Origin of the sequence: Burkholderia sp. BCC0097 (genome assembly GCF_902832985.1) — a bacterium.
In the GTDB taxonomy this organism is placed as follows: Bacteria; Pseudomonadota; Gammaproteobacteria; order Burkholderiales; family Burkholderiaceae; genus Burkholderia; species Burkholderia orbicola.
The window spans coordinates 623335-639526 of record NZ_CADFDM010000004.1 but is presented as its reverse complement, the minus strand read 5'-3'; the positions used below and the strand labels follow the sequence as shown (position 1 = coordinate 639526).

The window sequence follows — 16192 nt, the reverse complement described above, 5'->3', positions numbered from 1 at the left end:
CAAGCTTCGAGTCGTCCGATTCCTGCCTCGGCTCATGACCATCCTGACTGTCATCCACCTGAACGGGCCGATCAACAGCGGCAAGACGACGATCGGCCTCGCGCTCGCACGCTTGCTGCCCGATGCGCGCTTCATCGACGGCGACGATCACGATGCGCCCGAAGACGCGCCGTTCGACGTGCAATGGGCGATCGCGCTCGAACGCCTCGTCACGCAGATCGCGGACGCACGCGAACGCCATCTGGTCATCGCCTATCCGATCGGCGAAGCGGAATTCGAACGGCTGCGCGTGGCCTGCGACGCGCGTGACGCGCGCTTGTTCGTCGTCACGCTCGCGCCGCCCGAAGCGGTCGCGGCGTCGAATCGCGGCTCGCGTGCGTTGACGGACTGGGAGCGCAACCGGATCGCCGAGATGTATCGGGAAGGGTATGCGGCGCGGGCGTTCAGCGAGATGGTGCTGGATACGTCCGATGCGACGCCCGATACGTGTGCGGCGCGGATCGCGCAGCAGGTGATGGCCGCGTAGCGGCTCCCGCGCGCGAACATGCACTGACGCCACGCACCGCTGCTCGCGCCGCCACGCATGAAGCCGGACGGGTACGCCACGCGCCCGTCCGGCTGCCCTGCACCGTGCACGTCGCCGCGCTCACGAGTGATGCCGCACGCCCGGCACGACCGCTCCCCGCGCCCCCTTGCGGCTCAGCATCAGCGTGACGACCGCCGACACCGCGAGCGTGCCGGCCACCACGTATAGCCCCGCCGCATACCCGCCCGTCGCGTGCTTGAGCCAACCGATCGCGAACGGCCCGACGAACCCGCCGAGATTGCCGATCGAATTGATCATCGCGATCCCCGCCGCCGCGCCGGCCCCCGACAGGAACGCACTCGGCATCGCCCACAGCGGCGCCTTCGCCGCACTGATCCCGATGTTGACGACGACCAGCGCGAGCACGGTCAGCAGTGCGGTGTTCGCCTGCCCCGCGAACACGAACCCGATGCAGGCCAGCACGCACGGAATCACGACGTGCCAGGTGCGCTCGCCGGTGCGATCCGAATGCCGCGCCCACACGATCATCGCGACCACGGCGGCAATGCTGGGAATACCGGTCAGCAAGCCCGTCTGTAGCGCGCTGAAGCCGAACTGCTTGACCATCAGCGGCGCCCACAGGCCGAGCGTATAGAGCCCCGCCGACGTGCCGAAGTAGATCAGCGCGAGCGCCAGCACGCGCGGATCGCGCAGCGCCTGCCACGCACCGGCCGTGTGCCCGGCGTGCGTGTGGCGCGCGTCCGCTTCCGCTTTCAGCTTCGCGATCAGCCAGTCGCGCTCGTCGGCACGCAGCCACGCGGCCTGCGACGGCGCATCGGTCAGCCGCTTCAGCACGACGAAGCCGAGCACGACCGCCGGCAGCGCTTCGACGATGTACAGCATCTGCCAGTCGGCCAGGCCGAACATCGGCGGCATCTGCATGATCGCGCCCGACAGCGGCGAACCGATCGCGGTCGAGATCGGCGCTGCCGCCATGAACCATGCGGCGGCCACTGCGCGCTGCTTCACGGGGAACCACAGGCTCAGGTACAGGATGATGCCGGGGAAGAAGCCGGCTTCCGCCATGCCGAGCAGGAAGCGCAGCACGTAGAAGCTCGTCGGCCCGGCCGCGAACGCGGACACGGCCGACACGATGCCCCACGTGATCATCACGCGCGCGATCCAGATGCGCGCGCCGACACGATGGAGAATCAGGTTGCTCGGTACTTCGAACAGAAAGTAGCCGATGAAGAACAGGCCGCCGCCGAACCCGAACGCGGTCGGCGACAGACCGATCGCGTTGTTCATCGTCATTGCCGCGAAGCCGACGTTCACGCGATCGAGAAAGCTGACGAAGTAAAGCAGCATCACGAACGGAATGATGCGCCACATCAGTTTCCGCGCGACGCGGGTTTCCAGATCCGCTTGCATGTGTCTCCTCCTTCGAGGTCGGGCCGTGCGCCGTCGGTCGGTGGACCGCGAGCGCCGGCCGGCGCCCGGCTCGCGTCGCTTGCGCGAGTCGCGGGCAGAAAAAATGCGTGACTGAAACGAACGGGCGGCGCCCGGGTGGCTGCGCGCGCGGGGCCGCCCGCCCCGCACCGCCGTCAGGCCGCGACCGCCGCGTTCGCGACGCGCTCGCAGACGGCCGCCGTCACCTGCGCGGTCGTCGCGCTGCCGCCGAGGTCGCGCGTATGCAGCGACGGGTCGGCCGTCACGGCCTCGATCGCGTGCATCACGCGCGCGGCCGCTTCCGCCTCGCCGAGATGCTCGAGCAGCATCACGACCGACCAGAACGTGCCGACCGGATTCGCAAGCCCCTTGCCCATGATGTCGAACGCCGAGCCGTGGATCGGCTCGAACATAGACGGATAGCGGCGCTCGGGATCGATGTTGCCGGTCGGCGCGATGCCGAGGCTGCCCGCGAGCGCGGCGGCGAGATCGCTGAGGATGTCCGCGTGCAGGTTGGTCGCGACGATCGTGTCGAGCGACGCCGGACGATTGACCATGCGCGCGGTCGCCGCATCGACGAGCTCCTTGTCCCACGCCACGTCGGGAAACTCCTGCGCGATCTGCTTCGCGATCTCGTCCCACATCACCATCGCGTGCCGCTGCGCGTTGCTCTTCGTGATCACGGTCAGCAGCTTGCGCGGCCGCGACTGCGCGAGCCGGAACGCGAAGCGCATGATGCGTTCGACGCCGGCGCGCGTGAGGATCGACACGTCGGTCGCGGCCTCGATCGGATGGCCCTGGTGCACGCGGCCGCCGACACCCGCGTATTCGCCTTCGGAGTTCTCGCGCACGATCACCCAGTTCAGGTCGTCCGGCCCGCAGCGCTTCAGCGGCGCGTCGATGCCGGGCAGGATGCGTGTCGGGCGCACGTTCGCGTACTGGTCGAAGCCCTGGCAGATCTTCAGGCGCAGGCCCCACAGCGTCACGTGGTCGGGCACGTCCGGGTCGCCCGCGGAGCCGAACAGGATCGCGTCCTTGCCGCGCAGCGCATCGAGGCCGTCGGCCGGCATCATCGCGCCGTGCTCGCGGTAGTAATCGGCGCCCCAGTCGAAATCCTCGAACTCGAACGCGAAGCGGTCGCTGCCCCGGGCCAGCGCTTCCAGCACCTGCTTGCCCGCAGGCACCACTTCCTTGCCGATGCCGTCGCCGGGAATCGTTGCGATACGGTAGATCTTCATGCGGACATCCTCGATTGATCGTGAGCGTGAACGCACTTTACCGAACCGGTAGTGTGGAAACCGGGGCTATACTCAAAGCATCTTTAACTTCAATTCACGAATCCCGTCATGGCGGATACCGTCCAGCCGGCCGATCTCGGCTTCTTCTCGACGCTGGCCGCGTCGGGCAGCCTGAGCGCGGCCGCGCGCGAACTCGGGCTGACCGCGGCGGCCGTCAGCAAACGGCTCACGCAGATGGAGCGGCGCGCGGGCGTGACGCTCGTCAATCGCACGACGCGGCGGATGATGCTGACGCCCGAAGGCGACGTGTACCTGGAATACGCGCGCCGGATTCTCGACCAGATGGACGAACTCGGCGAACTGCTCGGCAGCGCGAAGCAGCGGCCGAAGGGGCTGCTGCGCGTGAATGCGACGCTCGGGTTCGGGCGCAGCCACGTCGGCCCGGCGATCTCGCGCTTCGTCGCGCGCTATCCGGAAGTGTCGGTGCAGTTGCAGCTCTCGGTGATGCCGCCGCCGCTCACCGACGACGCGTTCGACGTGTGCATCCGCTTCGGCGAGCCGCCCGACACGCGCGTCGTCGCGCGGCGGCTCGCGCCGAACCGCCGGCTGCTGTGCGCGGCGCCCGCGTATCTCGCGCGGCACGGGGTGCCCGGCACGCCGCACGACCTGACGCAGCACAACTGCATCGGCATCCGGCAAGGCGACGAAGGTTACGGCGTGTGGCGCCTGACGAGCGGGCGCGGCGCGGCCCGCCACACGGAAGCCGTGCGGATCAACGGCAACCTGACGACGAACGATGGCGAGATCGCGGTGAAGTGGGCGCTCGACGGGCACGGCATCCTGATGCGCGCGGAATGGGATCTGCGCGACTATCTCGCGGACGGCAGGCTGGTCGTCGTGCTGCCCGACCATGAAACGCCGAGCGCCGACATCTACGCGGTGTATGCGCAGCGTCACCACATGTCCACGCGGATTCGCGCGTTCGTCGATTTCCTGGCGGAAGAATTGGGGCGCCTCAGGACGGTGTAGCGCGCCCGTTCCATACGTCGTGTGTGTCGGCTGTCGATGCGTGATGCACGCGCACACCCCGACTCGCCCTATACGGCTGCACTGCTGGCCGTTCGGCGTCCGATGAAAATATTCCGGCGAATTTCGTGCTGCATCGCCAAAATATTTACATCGTTCGATACAGATTGGATGGATGGCCAGCGCGTTCCGCCTCGCGGACGCTGCTCGAGGTCTTTCCGTCAGGCCACCGCTACCAGCCCGCTACAGCGATCGCCGGTAGCGGCTGCACCCGGCGGCGCCGGCCGCCACCCCACCGCCCCCGCCGCCGCCAACCCTGTCTGCTCGTATCCGGCCTGCACGAAACGCTCCGCGATCCAGTCGACGAACGCGCGCACGCCGGGCGACACGTGCGGGCGCTTCACGTAGACGGCCGACACGGCCAGCGCATCGGGTTGCCAGCCCGCCAACACTTCCCGCAGCCGTCCCGCGTCGATCAGCGGCTGCGCGGCGACACGCGTCGGCTGGATCAACCCGAGGCCGTGCAGGCCGCAGGCGAGATACGCCTGCTCGTCGTCCACGCTGACGATGCCGTCGAGCCGCACCTTGCGCACCGCGTCGTCCACCACGAACTCGAGCTCCGCCGAGCGCTGGCCGAACACGTGCGACCCGCCTACCGCGCGATGCGCGCCCAGATCGTCGGGCGTGCGCGGCACGCCGAAGCGGTCGAGATACGCGGGGCTCGCGCACGTCACGCGTTCGAGCGAGCCGAGCCGGCGCGCAACGAGCGACGAATCGGGCAGCGCACCCAGCCGGATGCTGCAGTCGATCGCGTCGCCGATGCGATCGCCCGCGCGCCCGGCTACGGCGAGCGTCAGCTCGAGATCGGGATGCCGCACATGAAATTCGCCGAGCGCCGGCAACACGATCGTGCTCGCCACCGACGCCGGCAATTCGACGCGCAGCGGCCCGCTCGGATGCAGCGCGGCGCCGCGGATGCTGGCTTCGAGCTCGTCGACATCCGCCGTGATGCTGACGCAGCGCCGGTAATACGCGTCGCCTTCGGGCGTCGGCCGCAACGCGCGCGTCGTGCGCACCAGCAGCGGCATGCCGAGCGCCGCTTCGAGCTCCTGCACGGTGCGCGTGGCGGTGGCGCGCGAAATGCCGAGCGCCTGCGCCGCGCGCGTGAAGCTGTTCATTTCGACGATGCGCGTGAAGATGCGCATCGCGCGGATCGGATTGTCCACCGGACACCTCTGCGTGGTTGGGACAGGCCGCGGCGCGCGTTCGCGCATCGTGCGTGCGTGTCGAGGTCGATGTCGACGCAAGTCGCGCGAGCGGCGCGGCCGTCGGCTCAGGCGTTCGCCGCCGCGACGCCGGGCGCCGGTTCGGCGAGCAGCCGTTGCGCGAGCGCCAGCGCGTCGTCGCGGCTCGCCGCCGCGTTCAGCGGATAACCCCAGACTTTCTCGAAGGCGCCCGAAAAGGCATTGAGCGCCACGCGCCGCGCCGCATTGGGCTCGATCGCGATCATCCCGGGAATCCATTCGCGCGACAGCGCGCGGTTGGCCTTGCTCCACTTCGCGAGCTGCTTGCGCATCTCGTGATCGTTGTCGGCGCGATCGTCGCCGGACGGCGCATCGTCGGTCAGAAGAACGAAGCGTTCACGGCGCGCGAGCAACGCGTCGAGTTCGGCAATCAGGCGGGCGGGATCGGTAGGAGTCGAGCCGCTGTAACGCAGCCAGACGAACGGAAATTCAGTCGTGGTGATTTGCATGTCGGCCTCCAGATGAGAACGATTCTCATTCTATGGATCGAGACCTCATGCGTCATTTCTCATCCCGGCCAACTGCTTTTTCAATCCGGCCAAACGGGCGCGGGCGCGCCGTCCGGCGGTTCAGCGTTGCCGGTCGGTCAGGAATTGCGTCGGCGGCTTGCCGGTCGCCTTGCGGAACATCGTGACGAAGCTGCTCGCGCTTTCGTAGCCGAGATCGATCGCGATCTGGTGCACGCGGCGGCCGGTCGTCAGCATTCGCAGCGACAGCGCGACGTGCAGCCGCCGGCGCCAGTCGCCGAGGCTCATGCCGAGCTCCTTCGTCGCGAGGCGCGTCAGGCTGCGCTCGCTGATGCCCGCACGCCGTGCGAGTTCGGGCAGCGGCGACTTGTCCGCCGGATCGTCGAGCAGATGGTCGATCAGCTTGCGCAGCCGGCGATCGGCCGGCATCGGCAGGTACAAGTCCTCGACCGGGGCCGCGACGAGCTCGTCGAGCAGCGTCGCCACCAGCCGCCCTTGCGGCCCGTCGACGTCGTACAGGTTCGGGAAGCTGGCCGCCTTCAGCAGCAGCTCGCGCAACAGCGGCGACATGGCGAGCGTGCAGCAGCGCGTGGGCAGGTCGAGCGCCGCGTCGGGTTCGACCAGTACCGCATAGAAAGTGGCGCCGGCCGAGCCGCGCGCCGCATGCGGGACATCACCGGGAATCCAGACCGTACATTGCGGCGGCGCGGTCCACACGCCGCCGTCGATCTCGCAGTAGATGACGCCGCTCAGCGTGTAGAGCAGTTGCGCCTGACGATGGCTGTGCCGCTCCAGCCGCCACTCGGGCTCGACGACCGAGCCGCCGAACACGACGAGCGGACGCGGCACGTGATAGGCGTCGGCGTCCGCGGCAGGATCGGTGATCGATGGAAGGTCGCGCATGGAACGACGGGCTGTGAAAAAAGGCCGGACGCCGGTGCGTCCTGTCGTGCTTATACCAGAAAGGCGCCGACGCAGCCGCGCCGTTCGAGGGCGCGTCTGCGGCCGCGCGCCGAACCGAATACAATGCGCCGATCCCCTGCCGCCGCGCCAACCCGCCGGAGCCGCCATGTTCGACCTGACCACGCTGACCACCTTCACGGCCGTCGTTCTGGGCCTGTTCCTGATCCCCGGCCCCGCCGTGCTGCTCGTGCTGAGCCGCACCGTGCAGGGCGGCCGCAAGACCGGCATCCTGACCGGCCTCGGCGTCGCGAGCGGCGACTTCGTGCATACGCTGTTCGCGGCCGTCGGGCTGTCGGCGCTGCTGATGACGTCGGCACTCGCGTTCAACGTCGTGAAGCTCGTCGGCGCCGCGTACCTGATCTATCTCGGCGTGCGGGCGCTGCTCGAGAAACCGTCCGATCCGTCGCTGCCGCAGGTGTCGCCCGTCACGCCGCTCAAGGCGTACCTGCAGGCGATTCCCGCCGAAGTGCTGAATCCGAAGACCGCGCTGTTCTTTCTCGCGTTCATGCCACAGTTCGTGCATCCGGAACGCGGCTCGACGTTCGTGCAGTTCGCGGTGCTCGGGCTGATCTTCGTCGTGCTCAGCTCGCTCTATACGACGCTGATCGCATGCTCGATCCGTCCGCTCGGCCGCATCGTGAAGCGGCTCACGTGGCTCACGCGCTGGCAGGGCAAGATCATCGGCTCGATCCTCATCGCGCTCGGGCTGCGGGTAGCCGTGCAGCAGCGCTGACGCAAGCGGCCGCATGACGCGCGCCGACGCGGACCTGCTCTACACCGAAGCGCGCCTCGTCGCGGTGTACGACCTGTTCAACGCCGGCGATCGGGACTTCGCGTTCTACGCCGCCGCGATCGGCGCCGCCCGGCGACGCATCCTCGATCTCGGCTGCGGCACCGGCACGTTCGCGCGGCGGCTCGCGGCGGCCGGGCATGACGTCGTCGCGATCGATCCCGCGCCGGCGATGATCGATTACGCGCGACGCCAGCCGGGTGCCGACGCCGTACGCTGGTTCGCGTGCGCGCTCGACGGCCTGCCGCCCGGCGCGCCGTTCGATGCGGTCGTGATGACCGGCCACGCGTTCCAGTGCCTGCTGACCGACGACGATATCGACGCGACACTGCGCGGCGTGCGACGCGTACTCGACGACGGCGGCCATTTCCTGTTCGATACCCGCAACCCGCGCACCGAACCGTGGCGTGCATGGACACCCGCGCAATCGGCACGCAGCGTCGAGTCGCACGGACTCGGCATCGTCGATCTCCATCACGCGGTGCGGGCGATCGACGGCGCGATCGTGACGTTCGACACGCACTACCGCTTCCGCCGCGACGACACGGTGCTGACGAATACGAGCCGGCTGCGTTTCATCGCGCACGCCGAATTGCAAGCGCGCGTGACGGCAGCCGGTTTCGTGCCGGCCGACTGGTACGGCGACTGGGAGCGCGCGCCATTCGACGAGGCGACGAGCGCGGAGATCATTGCGATCTGCCGCGCTTGAGTATGCATGCGTCGTCGCCGACGCGCGCGCCAGCACCCTACGTCGTCACATCGACCATCCGAGCGTCAGCGGTATACTGGATGCCGTTCGCGCCACTGCACTCGACCTGCACCGCTTGCTGACGATGTGCTTGCAGTCCGGCATCCTCCGCTCGCTTTTTCCCAGTCGATCCGAACCGCCATGTCGCACCGTTTTTCGCTCGCCCTCGCCGTCCTCCTCGCCGCTTCCCCGATCGTCACGCAAGCCCGCCCGCTATCGCGACCGCCGGTCGAACGCGAATTCAAGAGCTGGTCGGTCGTCTGCGACAACGGCAATCGCTGTATCGCGGAAAGCCAGGCCGACGATATCGACGATGCACGTACCCGCCTGATCCTGCGCGTGACGCGCGATGCCGGCCCCGACGCGCAACCGTCGCTCGCCCTCTACGCATCGGCGCCGGTCGACTTGCGCACGGCACGCGTCGATGGCCAACCGTTCGATGCGATGCCGGCGCAATGGCATGCGTTCGGCGACACAACCGACGACGAAGCGCCCCCGTTCCGGATCCGGACCACCGATCCGGCAACGGTCGCCGCGTGGCTGGCTGCGGCGCGCAATGCGCAACTGCTGAGCTTCGGCGATCCGGCATCGGCGCACACCGCCCGCACGCCGCTGGCGGGATTGAATGCCGCGTTGCTGCTGATCGACGACACGCAGGGCCGCGTCGGCACGGTCACGGCGCTGCTGCGCGCCGGCACCCGGCCGGCGTCGTCGGTGCCGGCCGCGCCCGCACTCCCGCCCGCCGTCACGCCAGCACCGCCGCCGGCCTCGACCCTGTCGGCTGCGGAGCAGCGTCCGCTCGTCGATGCGGTCCTCGCGAAATTCGGCGCCGACGTGAAGCAATGCGCAGCGGATGTCGAAGACGAAATGTCGGCGAGCGATCGTAGGAAGGCGTCGCACGCCGTCGCGATCTCGTCCGACGAGGCGCTCGTCTCGATTCCGTGCCAGACCAGCAGCCTGTATAACCACACCGACCTGTGGTATCGCGTGCGGCGCACCGCCCCGTATGCGCCCGCCGCGATGAATTTCGGCGAGAACGCGAGTGCGGGCCTCGATTCGGCGTCGTTCGCGAACGAGCTGACCGACGCCGGCTACGATTCCGCGAGCGCGACGCTGTCGAGCACGGTCCGGTTGCGCAGCGCCGGCGATTGCGGCTCGACCGCGTCGTGGGTCTTCGACGGCAAGCGTTTCGTGCTCGACGGCCTCGCGACGCACGGCGCGTGCAACGGCCTGTTCCAGGACCAGTGGCCGCGCCTGTATCGCCGGGCCGATGCAGGCGGCAGCCCGCATTGACGCGTCACCTCACGCAGCACCGACGATCGAGATCGAGAATCCGTCCCAGCCTTTCTGCCCGACCGTCTGCACGGCCGTCGTCGTGAGGTTCGGCTCGGCCATGAGCCGCGCGAACCCGTCGCGCACGCCGACCACGTCCGGCTCGCGATTGTCCGGATCGGCCACGCGCCCGTTGCGCACGACGTTGTCGACGACGATCACCGTGCCGGGCCGCGACAGCTTCAGCGCCGCGTCGAGATAAACGGCGTTGTTGTCCTTGTCCGCATCGATGAAAATGAAGTCGAACGGCGCCTCCCCGGCGTCGATGAGCCGCGCAAGACTATCCTTCGCGCTGCCGACCACCACCGATACGACCTGCGCGAATCCGGCGCGCGCGATGTTCTCCGTCGCGACCTTCGCGTGTGCCGGATTCAGCTCGAGCGTCACGAGCGAGCCGCCCGGCGGCAACGCACGCGCCAGCCAGATCGTACTGTAGCCACCCAGCGTGCCGACTTCGAGAATCCGTCGCGCGCCGCGGATCGTCGCGAGCAGTTGCAACAGCTTGCCCTGGTTCGGCGCGACGTTGATCGCCGGCAGCCCGGCCGCGTCGCTCGCCGCGAGCGCGGCGTCGAGCACGGCGTCGGACGGCACGAGCGTCGCCGAGAAATACGCATCCACCTGGTTCCATCGATCCTGATTCATCGCGCACCTATCGTCTGCGGAAAAGGGCATTCTATGCGCCGCGCGCCCATAAGCAACCCACCATTCGTTCTAAGGGTAGCGGCGCACGTGCTCCTATAATCGCCGGACGGCAGCCCCCCCTCGACCTTCACAACAACAAACGGAGCACCCATGACCGATCAGGCCCATTCGAACTGGCGTCTCGAAACCATCGCCGTGCACGGCGGTTATCGTCCCGACCCGACCACGCGCGCGGTCGCCGTCCCGATCTACCAGACCGTTGCGTACGCATTCGACGACACGCAGCACGGCGCCGACCTGTTCGACCTGAAGGTCCAGGGCAACATCTACACGCGGATCATGAACCCGACGACGGACGTGCTCGAGCAGCGGATCGCCGCGCTCGAGGGCGGCATCGGCGCGCTCGCGCTCGCGTCGGGGCAAGCCGCCGTCACCTACGCGATCCAGACGATCGCCGAAGCCGGCGACAACATCGTGTCCGCGAGTTCGCTGTATGGCGGCACCTACAACCTGTTCGCGCACACGCTGCCGCAATACGGGATCACCACGCGCTTCGCCGACCCGCGCGACCCTTCCTCGTTCGAACCGCTGATCGATGCGCGCACGAAGGCGATCTTCGCCGAATCGGTCGGCAACCCGCTCGGCAACGTCACCGACATCGCCGCACTCGCGGACGTCGCGCATCGCCACGGCATTCCGCTGATCGTCGACAACACGGTGCCGTCGCCGTACCTGCTGCGCCCGTTCGAGCACGGCGCGGACATCGTCGTGCATTCGCTGACGAAGTATCTCGGCGGGCACGGCACGAGCCTCGGCGGCGCGATCGTCGATTCGGGCAAATTCCCGTGGGCCGAGCACGCGGACCGCTTCAAGCGGCTGAACGAGCCGGACGTCAGCTATCACGGCGTCGTCTATACCGAAGCGTTCGGGCCGGCCGCGTATATCGGCCGCGCCCGCGTGGTGCCGCTGCGCAACATGGGCGCGGCGATCTCGCCGTTCAACGCGTTCCAGATCCTGCAGGGGATCGAGACGCTCGCGCTGCGGGTCGAGCGAATCAGCGACAACGCGCTGAAGATCGCGCAACATCTCGCGCGCCACGAGCACGTCGAATGGGTGAGCTATGCGGGCCTGCCCGACCATCCCGATCATTCGCTCGTCGCCCACTACCTGTCGGGCCGCGCGCCGGGCATCCTGACGTTCGGTGTGAAGGGCGGCCGCGACGGCGGCGCGAAGTTCCAGGATGCGCTGAAGCTGTTCACGCGGCTCGTGAACATCGGCGATACCAAGTCGCTCGCGACGCACCCGGCCTCCACCACGCACCGTCAGTTGTCGCCGGCCGAACTCGCGAAGGCCGGCGTGAAGGAGGAAACGGTGCGGCTGTCGATCGGCATCGAGCACATCGACGACCTGCTCGCCGATCTCGACCAGGCGCTCGCGCAGCTTTGACCGAAACGGGCGCGCCGGCCGCCGGCCGGTGCGTCCGCATCAAACCGCTTGACTCTGGAGCGGCTTCAAGGTGTTCAATCCCCGGTTGATGCCGGGGCGATACCCGGTGCGTATGATCGTGCGACGCAGCGCCCGCTGCGACACGCCAACCGCCGAGAGGATTCATGACACCGACCGCGAAGCTTGCGCTGCTCACGTTACCGCCCGTGCTGGCGGCCTGTTTCGGCGCCCTCGCGGCCGCATGGCGCGCGCCCGGCCCGAAGACGTCGAGCGTGATCCAGCATTTCACCGGCGGCATCGTGTTCGCGGCCGCCGCGCTCGAACTGCTGCCGCAGGACCGCGCGCATGCGCTGTTTCCGGTCGTCGTCGGTTTCGTGCTCGGCATCGCGCTGATGCTGGCGATCCGCGCGCTGTCGGGCGCGATCGAGACACGCTTCGAGGAGGCGCGTTTGCCGGTGAGCCTGATCGTCGTCACCGCGATCGACCTCGTCGTCGACGGCCTCGTGCTCGGCATCGCCTTTTCCGCGAGCGACGAAAGCGGCATCATCCTGACCGTTGCACTGACGCTCGAGGTGCTGTTCCTCGCGCTGTCGGTCAGCGCGGCGCTGGCCGCGGCCGGCGTCGGCCGCATGCTGGCGATCGTCGTGCCGGTCGCGCTGGCGGCGCTGCTGAGCATCGCGGCCGTTGCCGGCAATGCGGCGTTCGCCGGGCTGCCGGCGAATCTCTATGCGGCGCTTCTGGGGCTGGGCACCGTCGCGCTGTTGTATCTCGTCACCGAGGAATTGCTGGTCGAAGCGCACGAGGTGCCCGAAACGCCGTTCGCGACGGCCGCGTTCTTCATCGGCTTCATCGTGTTCTTCCTGATCGAAGGAACGGTGAAGGCCGGGTAAGCCGCGCGACGGCGCGGCGCTTACCAGGTCGTCGCGCCGGTCGGATAGGTGTCGACGATGCGCGTGGCGTTGACCGGCGTGACACCCGCGTTGCGCAGCGCGGTCCACAGGTCGATCGCATGCTCGCGTGATTTGCGGCTGCCATCGTCGGTCAGCACGTTCAGCGCGATCACTTCGTCGCGTGTCGTCAACTGCAGTTGCTCCTTCAGCTTGCGCGATTGATGCGACGCGGTACGGACGTCACCGAGCACGATCCGTTTCTCGTCGCCTGCCTCGGTCGGCACAAACGTCAACCGACCGTTGTCGACTTCGCATTGCCCGCGCGCGAACGTCGCGGTCCACGTACCGGCCGGCACGGCCGCAAACTCGCAGCGCATCCGCTCGTTCGCGCGGCTGCCGACGTCGTGCGCCGGCGCGTGCGACAGCGCACGTTCCGGCCAGCCGGCCGCCATCACGGCCGTCGACATCAGACAGGCCGCCAGTACGATTCCTTTCGCGACATGGCGCATCGCGCTCTCCTTTCCGTCGATGAATACGGCCGACCGGCACCATCCCGGCCGGTGCAAGTGAACGATCAAAGCACCGCGAAGCGGTTGTCGTGCGCATCGACCATCGGCGTCTTCTCGCCGCGATGAACGGTCGAGCGATGAATCTCCTGATTGCGCGCGACGGCGGCCGGGCTCGCCGGATAGTCGTGATTCGGGCTCGGGATCACGCCGTCGTGGCGCGCACGCACGAGTTCCTGAATCACTTCCTGCCGGCTCTTCGGCTGCGCGGCCACGGCCTGCGAGAAAGCGGCAATCGATATCGCAGCGGCGGCAATGGCGATCAGCGGACGCGGAATGTTCATGGGGTGGGCTCCTTGCTGGAATTCGGTGACAGGAGCCTTCACTTTGATCCCGCGGCGGTGCGGATGCGTGACCGCTTCATGACGTTTTCGTCACCGTTCTTGCATCTCTCCCATCGCAGTACGAATGAAAATCACCGCTTGTTTCCGCACGCATGACACCGCGATGACATTTTTCTCATTTGTCCCTCACCTCCACGATCCGAACGCTTTCCAGAATCGCCAGCGCAATCGCGATATGCCGGCCCGTCGCTGCCACGTGCGGCACCGGCATCGAACGATGCACGAAACGTTCATCTTGAACTTCAGGGACACACCATGAAAACTCCAGTTCGACTCGTCATGATGTCAGGGGCGCTGCTGACGGCCGCGCACGCGGCTCACGCAACGGAAGTCACGCTGTACGGCCTGTTCGATACATCGCTGACGGTTGTGTGGAATGCCGATGCGCAAGGCAGGAACCTCGTCGGCCTCGGCAACGGCAACCTGCTCGGCAACCGCTTCGGCGTGAAAGGCGCGGAAGATCTCGGTGGCGGGCTGAAAGCGATCTTCACGCTGGAAAACGGCTTCAACCCGAACACCGGGGCGCTCGGACAAGGCAACCGGATGTTCGGCCGGCAGGCGTTCGTCGGGCTGGAAAGCGAGCGTTGGGGGACGCTGACGCTCGGCCGCCAGTACGACGCGCTCGCCGATGTCGCGTGGCCGATCACCGGCGACTTCCACTTCGGCAGCGTGTACGCGACACCCGGCGACGTCGACAACTACGACACGTCGTCGCGCACCGACAACGCGGTGAAGTACACGTCGCCCGTGGTCGGCGGATTCCAGTTCGTCGGCATGTACGCGCTCGGCGGCGTGGCCGGCAAGAGCGGCGCCGGGCAAACCTGGTCGGCCGGCCTGTCGTACAACCATGGCCCGTTCGACGCGGCGGGCGGCTACTACTATGCGGCCAACCGCGCCTCGCTCGCCAACGGCGTCCGGACCGGCTGGAACGGCACGTCGGACGGCACGTTCGACGGGTCGCTGGTCAACGGCGGCTACCTCTCCGCGAAATCGATCGGCATTGCACGCGGCGCGTTGCGCTACACCTTCGCGCCGTTCACGGTCGGTATCGACTACAGCAATGCGCAGTACAAGGCCGATGCGATGTCGGCCTTTCGCAGCACGCAGAAATACGACACCGCGCGCGGGTTCTTCAACTATCAGGCAACCGCGAGCCTGCTCGTCGGCGTCGGCTACAGCTATACGAAGGCCCGCGGCGATACGAGCGCGACCTACCATCAGGTGTCCGCCGGCGCCGACTACGTGCTGTCCAAGCGCACCGATCTCTATGCGGTCGGCGCGTGGCAGCGCGCGAACGGCGAACAGCGCACACTCGACGGCGGCACGCAGACGGCGCAGGCGTCGATCGGCTCGTACGGCTACGGCGGCACGCGCACGCAGGGCATCGTCAATCTCGGGTTGCGCCACCGCTTCTGATCGCGCCACCGACCATGCGCGCTGCGTGACGAAAATTTCATGTTCCGATCAGGTTCGCGACGCGTCGCGTCGCTACGATCGGCATGGTATCGGGCCCTGCCCGTTCCCGTCCACGCAGCGGGTCGCTGCCGTACGGCACGATCACGCATTAGGCCCGGGCTCATCGAGTGCCGGGCCATTTTTTATGCGCGTTCGACGATCACGGCGCGGAATCGCGCGGCGGGTACACGCACGGATGCGTTTTCACGTACAGGTTCGGATTGCCGCAGCGATGCCCGGCATAGTCGACTTGCTCGCCCGGCGCCCGGTCGGCCGGCACGGGCTTGCGCGCGGCACCGTAAGTGGCCGTGGTGTCGGAACGTGTCGATGCGCAACCCGCGAACAACGGGACGATCAGGACTGCGATCAAGGCGAGGCGAATGGCGGGACGAGGCAATTTTCGGTCCGGAATGAAGGGCTGAACGGTGCCGCCCGCTGTCGATGCTGCTGTCGCGATCGGCACGAACGCCGCGGCACGATCGGCCAACGGCAGGCTTCATGTTCCGCTTCCCGCTCATCGCACTCATGACGCGAACATGACGGTTGCGTCATGTCGACCGAGTTCGCATGACGCCTTCTTGCCCCCCCAACTATCTGACGCATTTTTCATCTCGCGATCACGATCACGCACGGCTGCCTTCGCATACTGGGTCCACGGTTCGCCATCCGGCGGCCCTGATCAAGGAGAGCACTCGATGAAAACGGCAAAACTCGCAGCACTGTTCGTCACCGCCACGCTGTCGCTCGGCATGGCCACGCAGGCCGCATTCGCCCAAACGCCAACGCAGGGCAAGTCTCGCACGCAAGTGGTCAACGAACTGAAGCAGGCGCAGCACGACGGCGTCGTGCCGATCAGCAAGACGCAGTACCCGCCGACCGGCGAGATCGTCGCGCGCAACAAGGAGCTTCACGGGATTTCGGTGCATGGCGGCGAGAAGAAGCCGCAGACTGACAACCACGACGACCTGACAGCGAAGCAATGATGGCGGGCCACGTGGGCGCGGGC

At 67.7% G+C, this 16192-nt stretch carries 18 protein-coding genes; 9 read left to right on the top strand and 9 right to left on the bottom strand.

Annotated features, from left to right (window positions below; genetic code table 11):
• Positions 1 to 34: 34 nt before the first annotated feature.
• Positions 35 to 526, top strand: coding sequence for a shikimate kinase (locus HWX07_RS16630; protein ID WP_175876982.1), 492 nt, complete (start codon positions 35 to 37; stop codon positions 524 to 526).
• A 120-nt stretch (positions 527 to 646) separates the two neighbouring features.
• Here the strand turns inward: HWX07_RS16630 and HWX07_RS16625 are convergent, their stop codons facing one another.
• Positions 647 to 1957: an MFS transporter gene (locus HWX07_RS16625; protein WP_175876981.1), complete on the bottom strand. Its 1311-nt coding sequence runs from the start codon at positions 1955 to 1957 to the stop codon at positions 647 to 649.
• 173 nt (positions 1958 to 2130) lie between these two features.
• Positions 2131 to 3213, bottom strand: a complete 1083-nt coding sequence (locus HWX07_RS16620; RefSeq protein WP_175876980.1) for a tartrate dehydrogenase — start codon at positions 3211 to 3213, stop codon at positions 2131 to 2133.
• Between the two features lie 108 nt (positions 3214 to 3321).
• On the opposite strand from HWX07_RS16620, the gene HWX07_RS16615 reads away from it, so the two are divergent.
• Positions 3322 to 4242, top strand: coding sequence for a LysR substrate-binding domain-containing protein (locus tag HWX07_RS16615; RefSeq protein ID WP_175876979.1), 921 nt, complete (start codon positions 3322 to 3324; stop codon positions 4240 to 4242).
• Between the two features lie 218 nt (positions 4243 to 4460).
• Here HWX07_RS16615 and HWX07_RS16610 read toward each other — a convergent pair whose 3' ends face one another.
• The 3 genes from HWX07_RS16610 to HWX07_RS16600 form a co-directional block, all read right to left on the bottom strand.
• Positions 4461 to 5465 carry a LysR family transcriptional regulator gene (locus HWX07_RS16610; RefSeq protein WP_175876978.1) on the bottom strand — a complete coding sequence of 335 codons (1005 nt, stop codon included), beginning with the start codon at positions 5463 to 5465 and terminating at the stop codon, positions 4461 to 4463.
• A 107-nt stretch (positions 5466 to 5572) separates the two neighbouring features.
• Positions 5573 to 5992 carry an ATP--cob(I)alamin adenosyltransferase gene (locus tag HWX07_RS16605; RefSeq protein ID WP_175876977.1) on the bottom strand — a complete coding sequence of 140 codons (420 nt, stop codon included), beginning with the start codon at positions 5990 to 5992 and terminating at the stop codon, positions 5573 to 5575.
• A gap of 120 nt (positions 5993 to 6112) precedes the next feature.
• Positions 6113 to 6913 carry a helix-turn-helix transcriptional regulator gene (locus tag HWX07_RS16600; protein ID WP_175876976.1) on the bottom strand — a complete coding sequence of 267 codons (801 nt, stop codon included), beginning with the start codon at positions 6911 to 6913 and terminating at the stop codon, positions 6113 to 6115.
• Positions 6914 to 7079: 166 nt separating this feature from the next.
• Here HWX07_RS16600 and HWX07_RS16595 point away from each other — a divergent pair, with 166 nt between their 5' ends.
• The 3 genes from HWX07_RS16595 (at position 7080) to HWX07_RS16585 (ending at position 9804) form a co-directional block, all read left to right on the top strand.
• Positions 7080 to 7706: a LysE family translocator gene (locus tag HWX07_RS16595; protein ID WP_175876975.1), complete on the top strand. Its 627-nt coding sequence runs from the start codon at positions 7080 to 7082 to the stop codon at positions 7704 to 7706.
• Positions 7707 to 7719: 13 nt separating this feature from the next.
• Positions 7720 to 8472, top strand: coding sequence for a class I SAM-dependent methyltransferase (locus HWX07_RS16590; RefSeq protein ID WP_175876974.1), 753 nt, complete (start codon positions 7720 to 7722; stop codon positions 8470 to 8472).
• 180 nt (positions 8473 to 8652) lie between these two features.
• Positions 8653 to 9804, top strand: coding sequence for a DUF1176 domain-containing protein (locus HWX07_RS16585; RefSeq protein WP_175876973.1), 1152 nt, complete (start codon positions 8653 to 8655; stop codon positions 9802 to 9804).
• Positions 9805 to 9813: 9 nt separating this feature from the next.
• Here the strand turns inward: HWX07_RS16585 and HWX07_RS16580 are convergent, their stop codons facing one another.
• A complete protein-coding gene (locus HWX07_RS16580) occupies positions 9814 to 10485 on the bottom strand; it encodes an O-methyltransferase (RefSeq protein WP_175876972.1) in 672 nt (223 codons plus the stop codon).
• A gap of 150 nt (positions 10486 to 10635) precedes the next feature.
• Here HWX07_RS16580 and HWX07_RS16575 point away from each other — a divergent pair, with 150 nt between their 5' ends.
• Both HWX07_RS16575 and HWX07_RS16570 read left to right on the top strand, forming a co-directional pair.
• Positions 10636 to 11931 carry an aminotransferase class I/II-fold pyridoxal phosphate-dependent enzyme gene (locus HWX07_RS16575; protein ID WP_175876971.1) on the top strand — a complete coding sequence of 432 codons (1296 nt, stop codon included), beginning with the start codon at positions 10636 to 10638 and terminating at the stop codon, positions 11929 to 11931.
• 164 nt (positions 11932 to 12095) lie between these two features.
• Positions 12096 to 12821: a hypothetical protein gene (locus HWX07_RS16570; RefSeq protein WP_175876970.1), complete on the top strand. Its 726-nt coding sequence runs from the start codon at positions 12096 to 12098 to the stop codon at positions 12819 to 12821.
• A gap of 20 nt (positions 12822 to 12841) precedes the next feature.
• Here HWX07_RS16570 and HWX07_RS16565 read toward each other — a convergent pair whose 3' ends face one another.
• Together HWX07_RS16565 and HWX07_RS16560 are read right to left on the bottom strand one after the other, a co-directional pair.
• Positions 12842 to 13330: a hypothetical protein gene (locus HWX07_RS16565; protein ID WP_175876969.1), complete on the bottom strand. Its 489-nt coding sequence runs from the start codon at positions 13328 to 13330 to the stop codon at positions 12842 to 12844.
• A 65-nt stretch (positions 13331 to 13395) separates the two neighbouring features.
• Positions 13396 to 13671, bottom strand: a complete 276-nt coding sequence (locus HWX07_RS16560) for a DUF4148 domain-containing protein (protein ID WP_175876968.1) — start codon at positions 13669 to 13671, stop codon at positions 13396 to 13398.
• Positions 13672 to 13986: 315 nt separating this feature from the next.
• Between HWX07_RS16560 and HWX07_RS16555 the strand changes: the two genes are divergently transcribed.
• The gene (locus tag HWX07_RS16555; protein WP_175876967.1) at positions 13987 to 15147 is read left to right on the top strand and encodes a porin; all 1161 of its coding nucleotides are present in this window, start codon (positions 13987 to 13989) and stop codon (positions 15145 to 15147) included.
• A 199-nt stretch (positions 15148 to 15346) separates the two neighbouring features.
• Here the strand turns inward: HWX07_RS16555 and HWX07_RS16550 are convergent, their stop codons facing one another.
• Positions 15347 to 15673: a hypothetical protein gene (locus HWX07_RS16550; protein ID WP_175876966.1), complete on the bottom strand. Its 327-nt coding sequence runs from the start codon at positions 15671 to 15673 to the stop codon at positions 15347 to 15349.
• Between the two features lie 208 nt (positions 15674 to 15881).
• Here HWX07_RS16550 and HWX07_RS16545 point away from each other — a divergent pair, with 208 nt between their 5' ends.
• Positions 15882 to 16169, top strand: a complete 288-nt coding sequence (locus HWX07_RS16545) for a DUF4148 domain-containing protein (RefSeq protein ID WP_175876965.1) — start codon at positions 15882 to 15884, stop codon at positions 16167 to 16169.
• Positions 16170 to 16192: the final 23 nt, after the last annotated feature.

Excerpts from the sequence above, each read along its gene's own strand:
- HWX07_RS16630 (WP_175876982.1), top strand. The coding sequence starts at position 35 with ATGACCATCCTGACTGTCATCCACCTGAACGGGCCGATCAACAGCGGC.
- HWX07_RS16625 (WP_175876981.1), bottom strand. The coding sequence starts at position 1,957 with ATGCAAGCGGATCTGGAAACCCGCGTCGCGCGGAAACTGATGTGGCGC.
- HWX07_RS16620 (WP_175876980.1), bottom strand. The coding sequence starts at position 3,213 with ATGAAGATCTACCGTATCGCAACGATTCCCGGCGACGGCATCGGCAAG.
- HWX07_RS16615 (WP_175876979.1), top strand. The coding sequence starts at position 3,322 with ATGGCGGATACCGTCCAGCCGGCCGATCTCGGCTTCTTCTCGACGCTG.
- HWX07_RS16605 (WP_175876977.1), bottom strand. The coding sequence starts at position 5,992 with ATGCAAATCACCACGACTGAATTTCCGTTCGTCTGGCTGCGTTACAGC.
- HWX07_RS16600 (WP_175876976.1), bottom strand. The coding sequence starts at position 6,913 with ATGCGCGACCTTCCATCGATCACCGATCCTGCCGCGGACGCCGACGCC.
- HWX07_RS16595 (WP_175876975.1), top strand. The coding sequence starts at position 7,080 with ATGTTCGACCTGACCACGCTGACCACCTTCACGGCCGTCGTTCTGGGC.
- HWX07_RS16590 (WP_175876974.1), top strand. The coding sequence starts at position 7,720 with ATGACGCGCGCCGACGCGGACCTGCTCTACACCGAAGCGCGCCTCGTC.
- HWX07_RS16585 (WP_175876973.1), top strand. The coding sequence starts at position 8,653 with ATGTCGCACCGTTTTTCGCTCGCCCTCGCCGTCCTCCTCGCCGCTTCC.
- HWX07_RS16580 (WP_175876972.1), bottom strand. The coding sequence starts at position 10,485 with ATGAATCAGGATCGATGGAACCAGGTGGATGCGTATTTCTCGGCGACG.
- HWX07_RS16575 (WP_175876971.1), top strand. The coding sequence starts at position 10,636 with ATGACCGATCAGGCCCATTCGAACTGGCGTCTCGAAACCATCGCCGTG.
- HWX07_RS16570 (WP_175876970.1), top strand. The coding sequence starts at position 12,096 with ATGACACCGACCGCGAAGCTTGCGCTGCTCACGTTACCGCCCGTGCTG.
- HWX07_RS16565 (WP_175876969.1), bottom strand. The coding sequence starts at position 13,330 with ATGCGCCATGTCGCGAAAGGAATCGTACTGGCGGCCTGTCTGATGTCG.
- HWX07_RS16560 (WP_175876968.1), bottom strand. The coding sequence starts at position 13,671 with ATGAACATTCCGCGTCCGCTGATCGCCATTGCCGCCGCTGCGATATCG.
- HWX07_RS16555 (WP_175876967.1), top strand. The coding sequence starts at position 13,987 with ATGAAAACTCCAGTTCGACTCGTCATGATGTCAGGGGCGCTGCTGACG.
- HWX07_RS16545 (WP_175876965.1), top strand. The coding sequence starts at position 15,882 with ATGAAAACGGCAAAACTCGCAGCACTGTTCGTCACCGCCACGCTGTCG.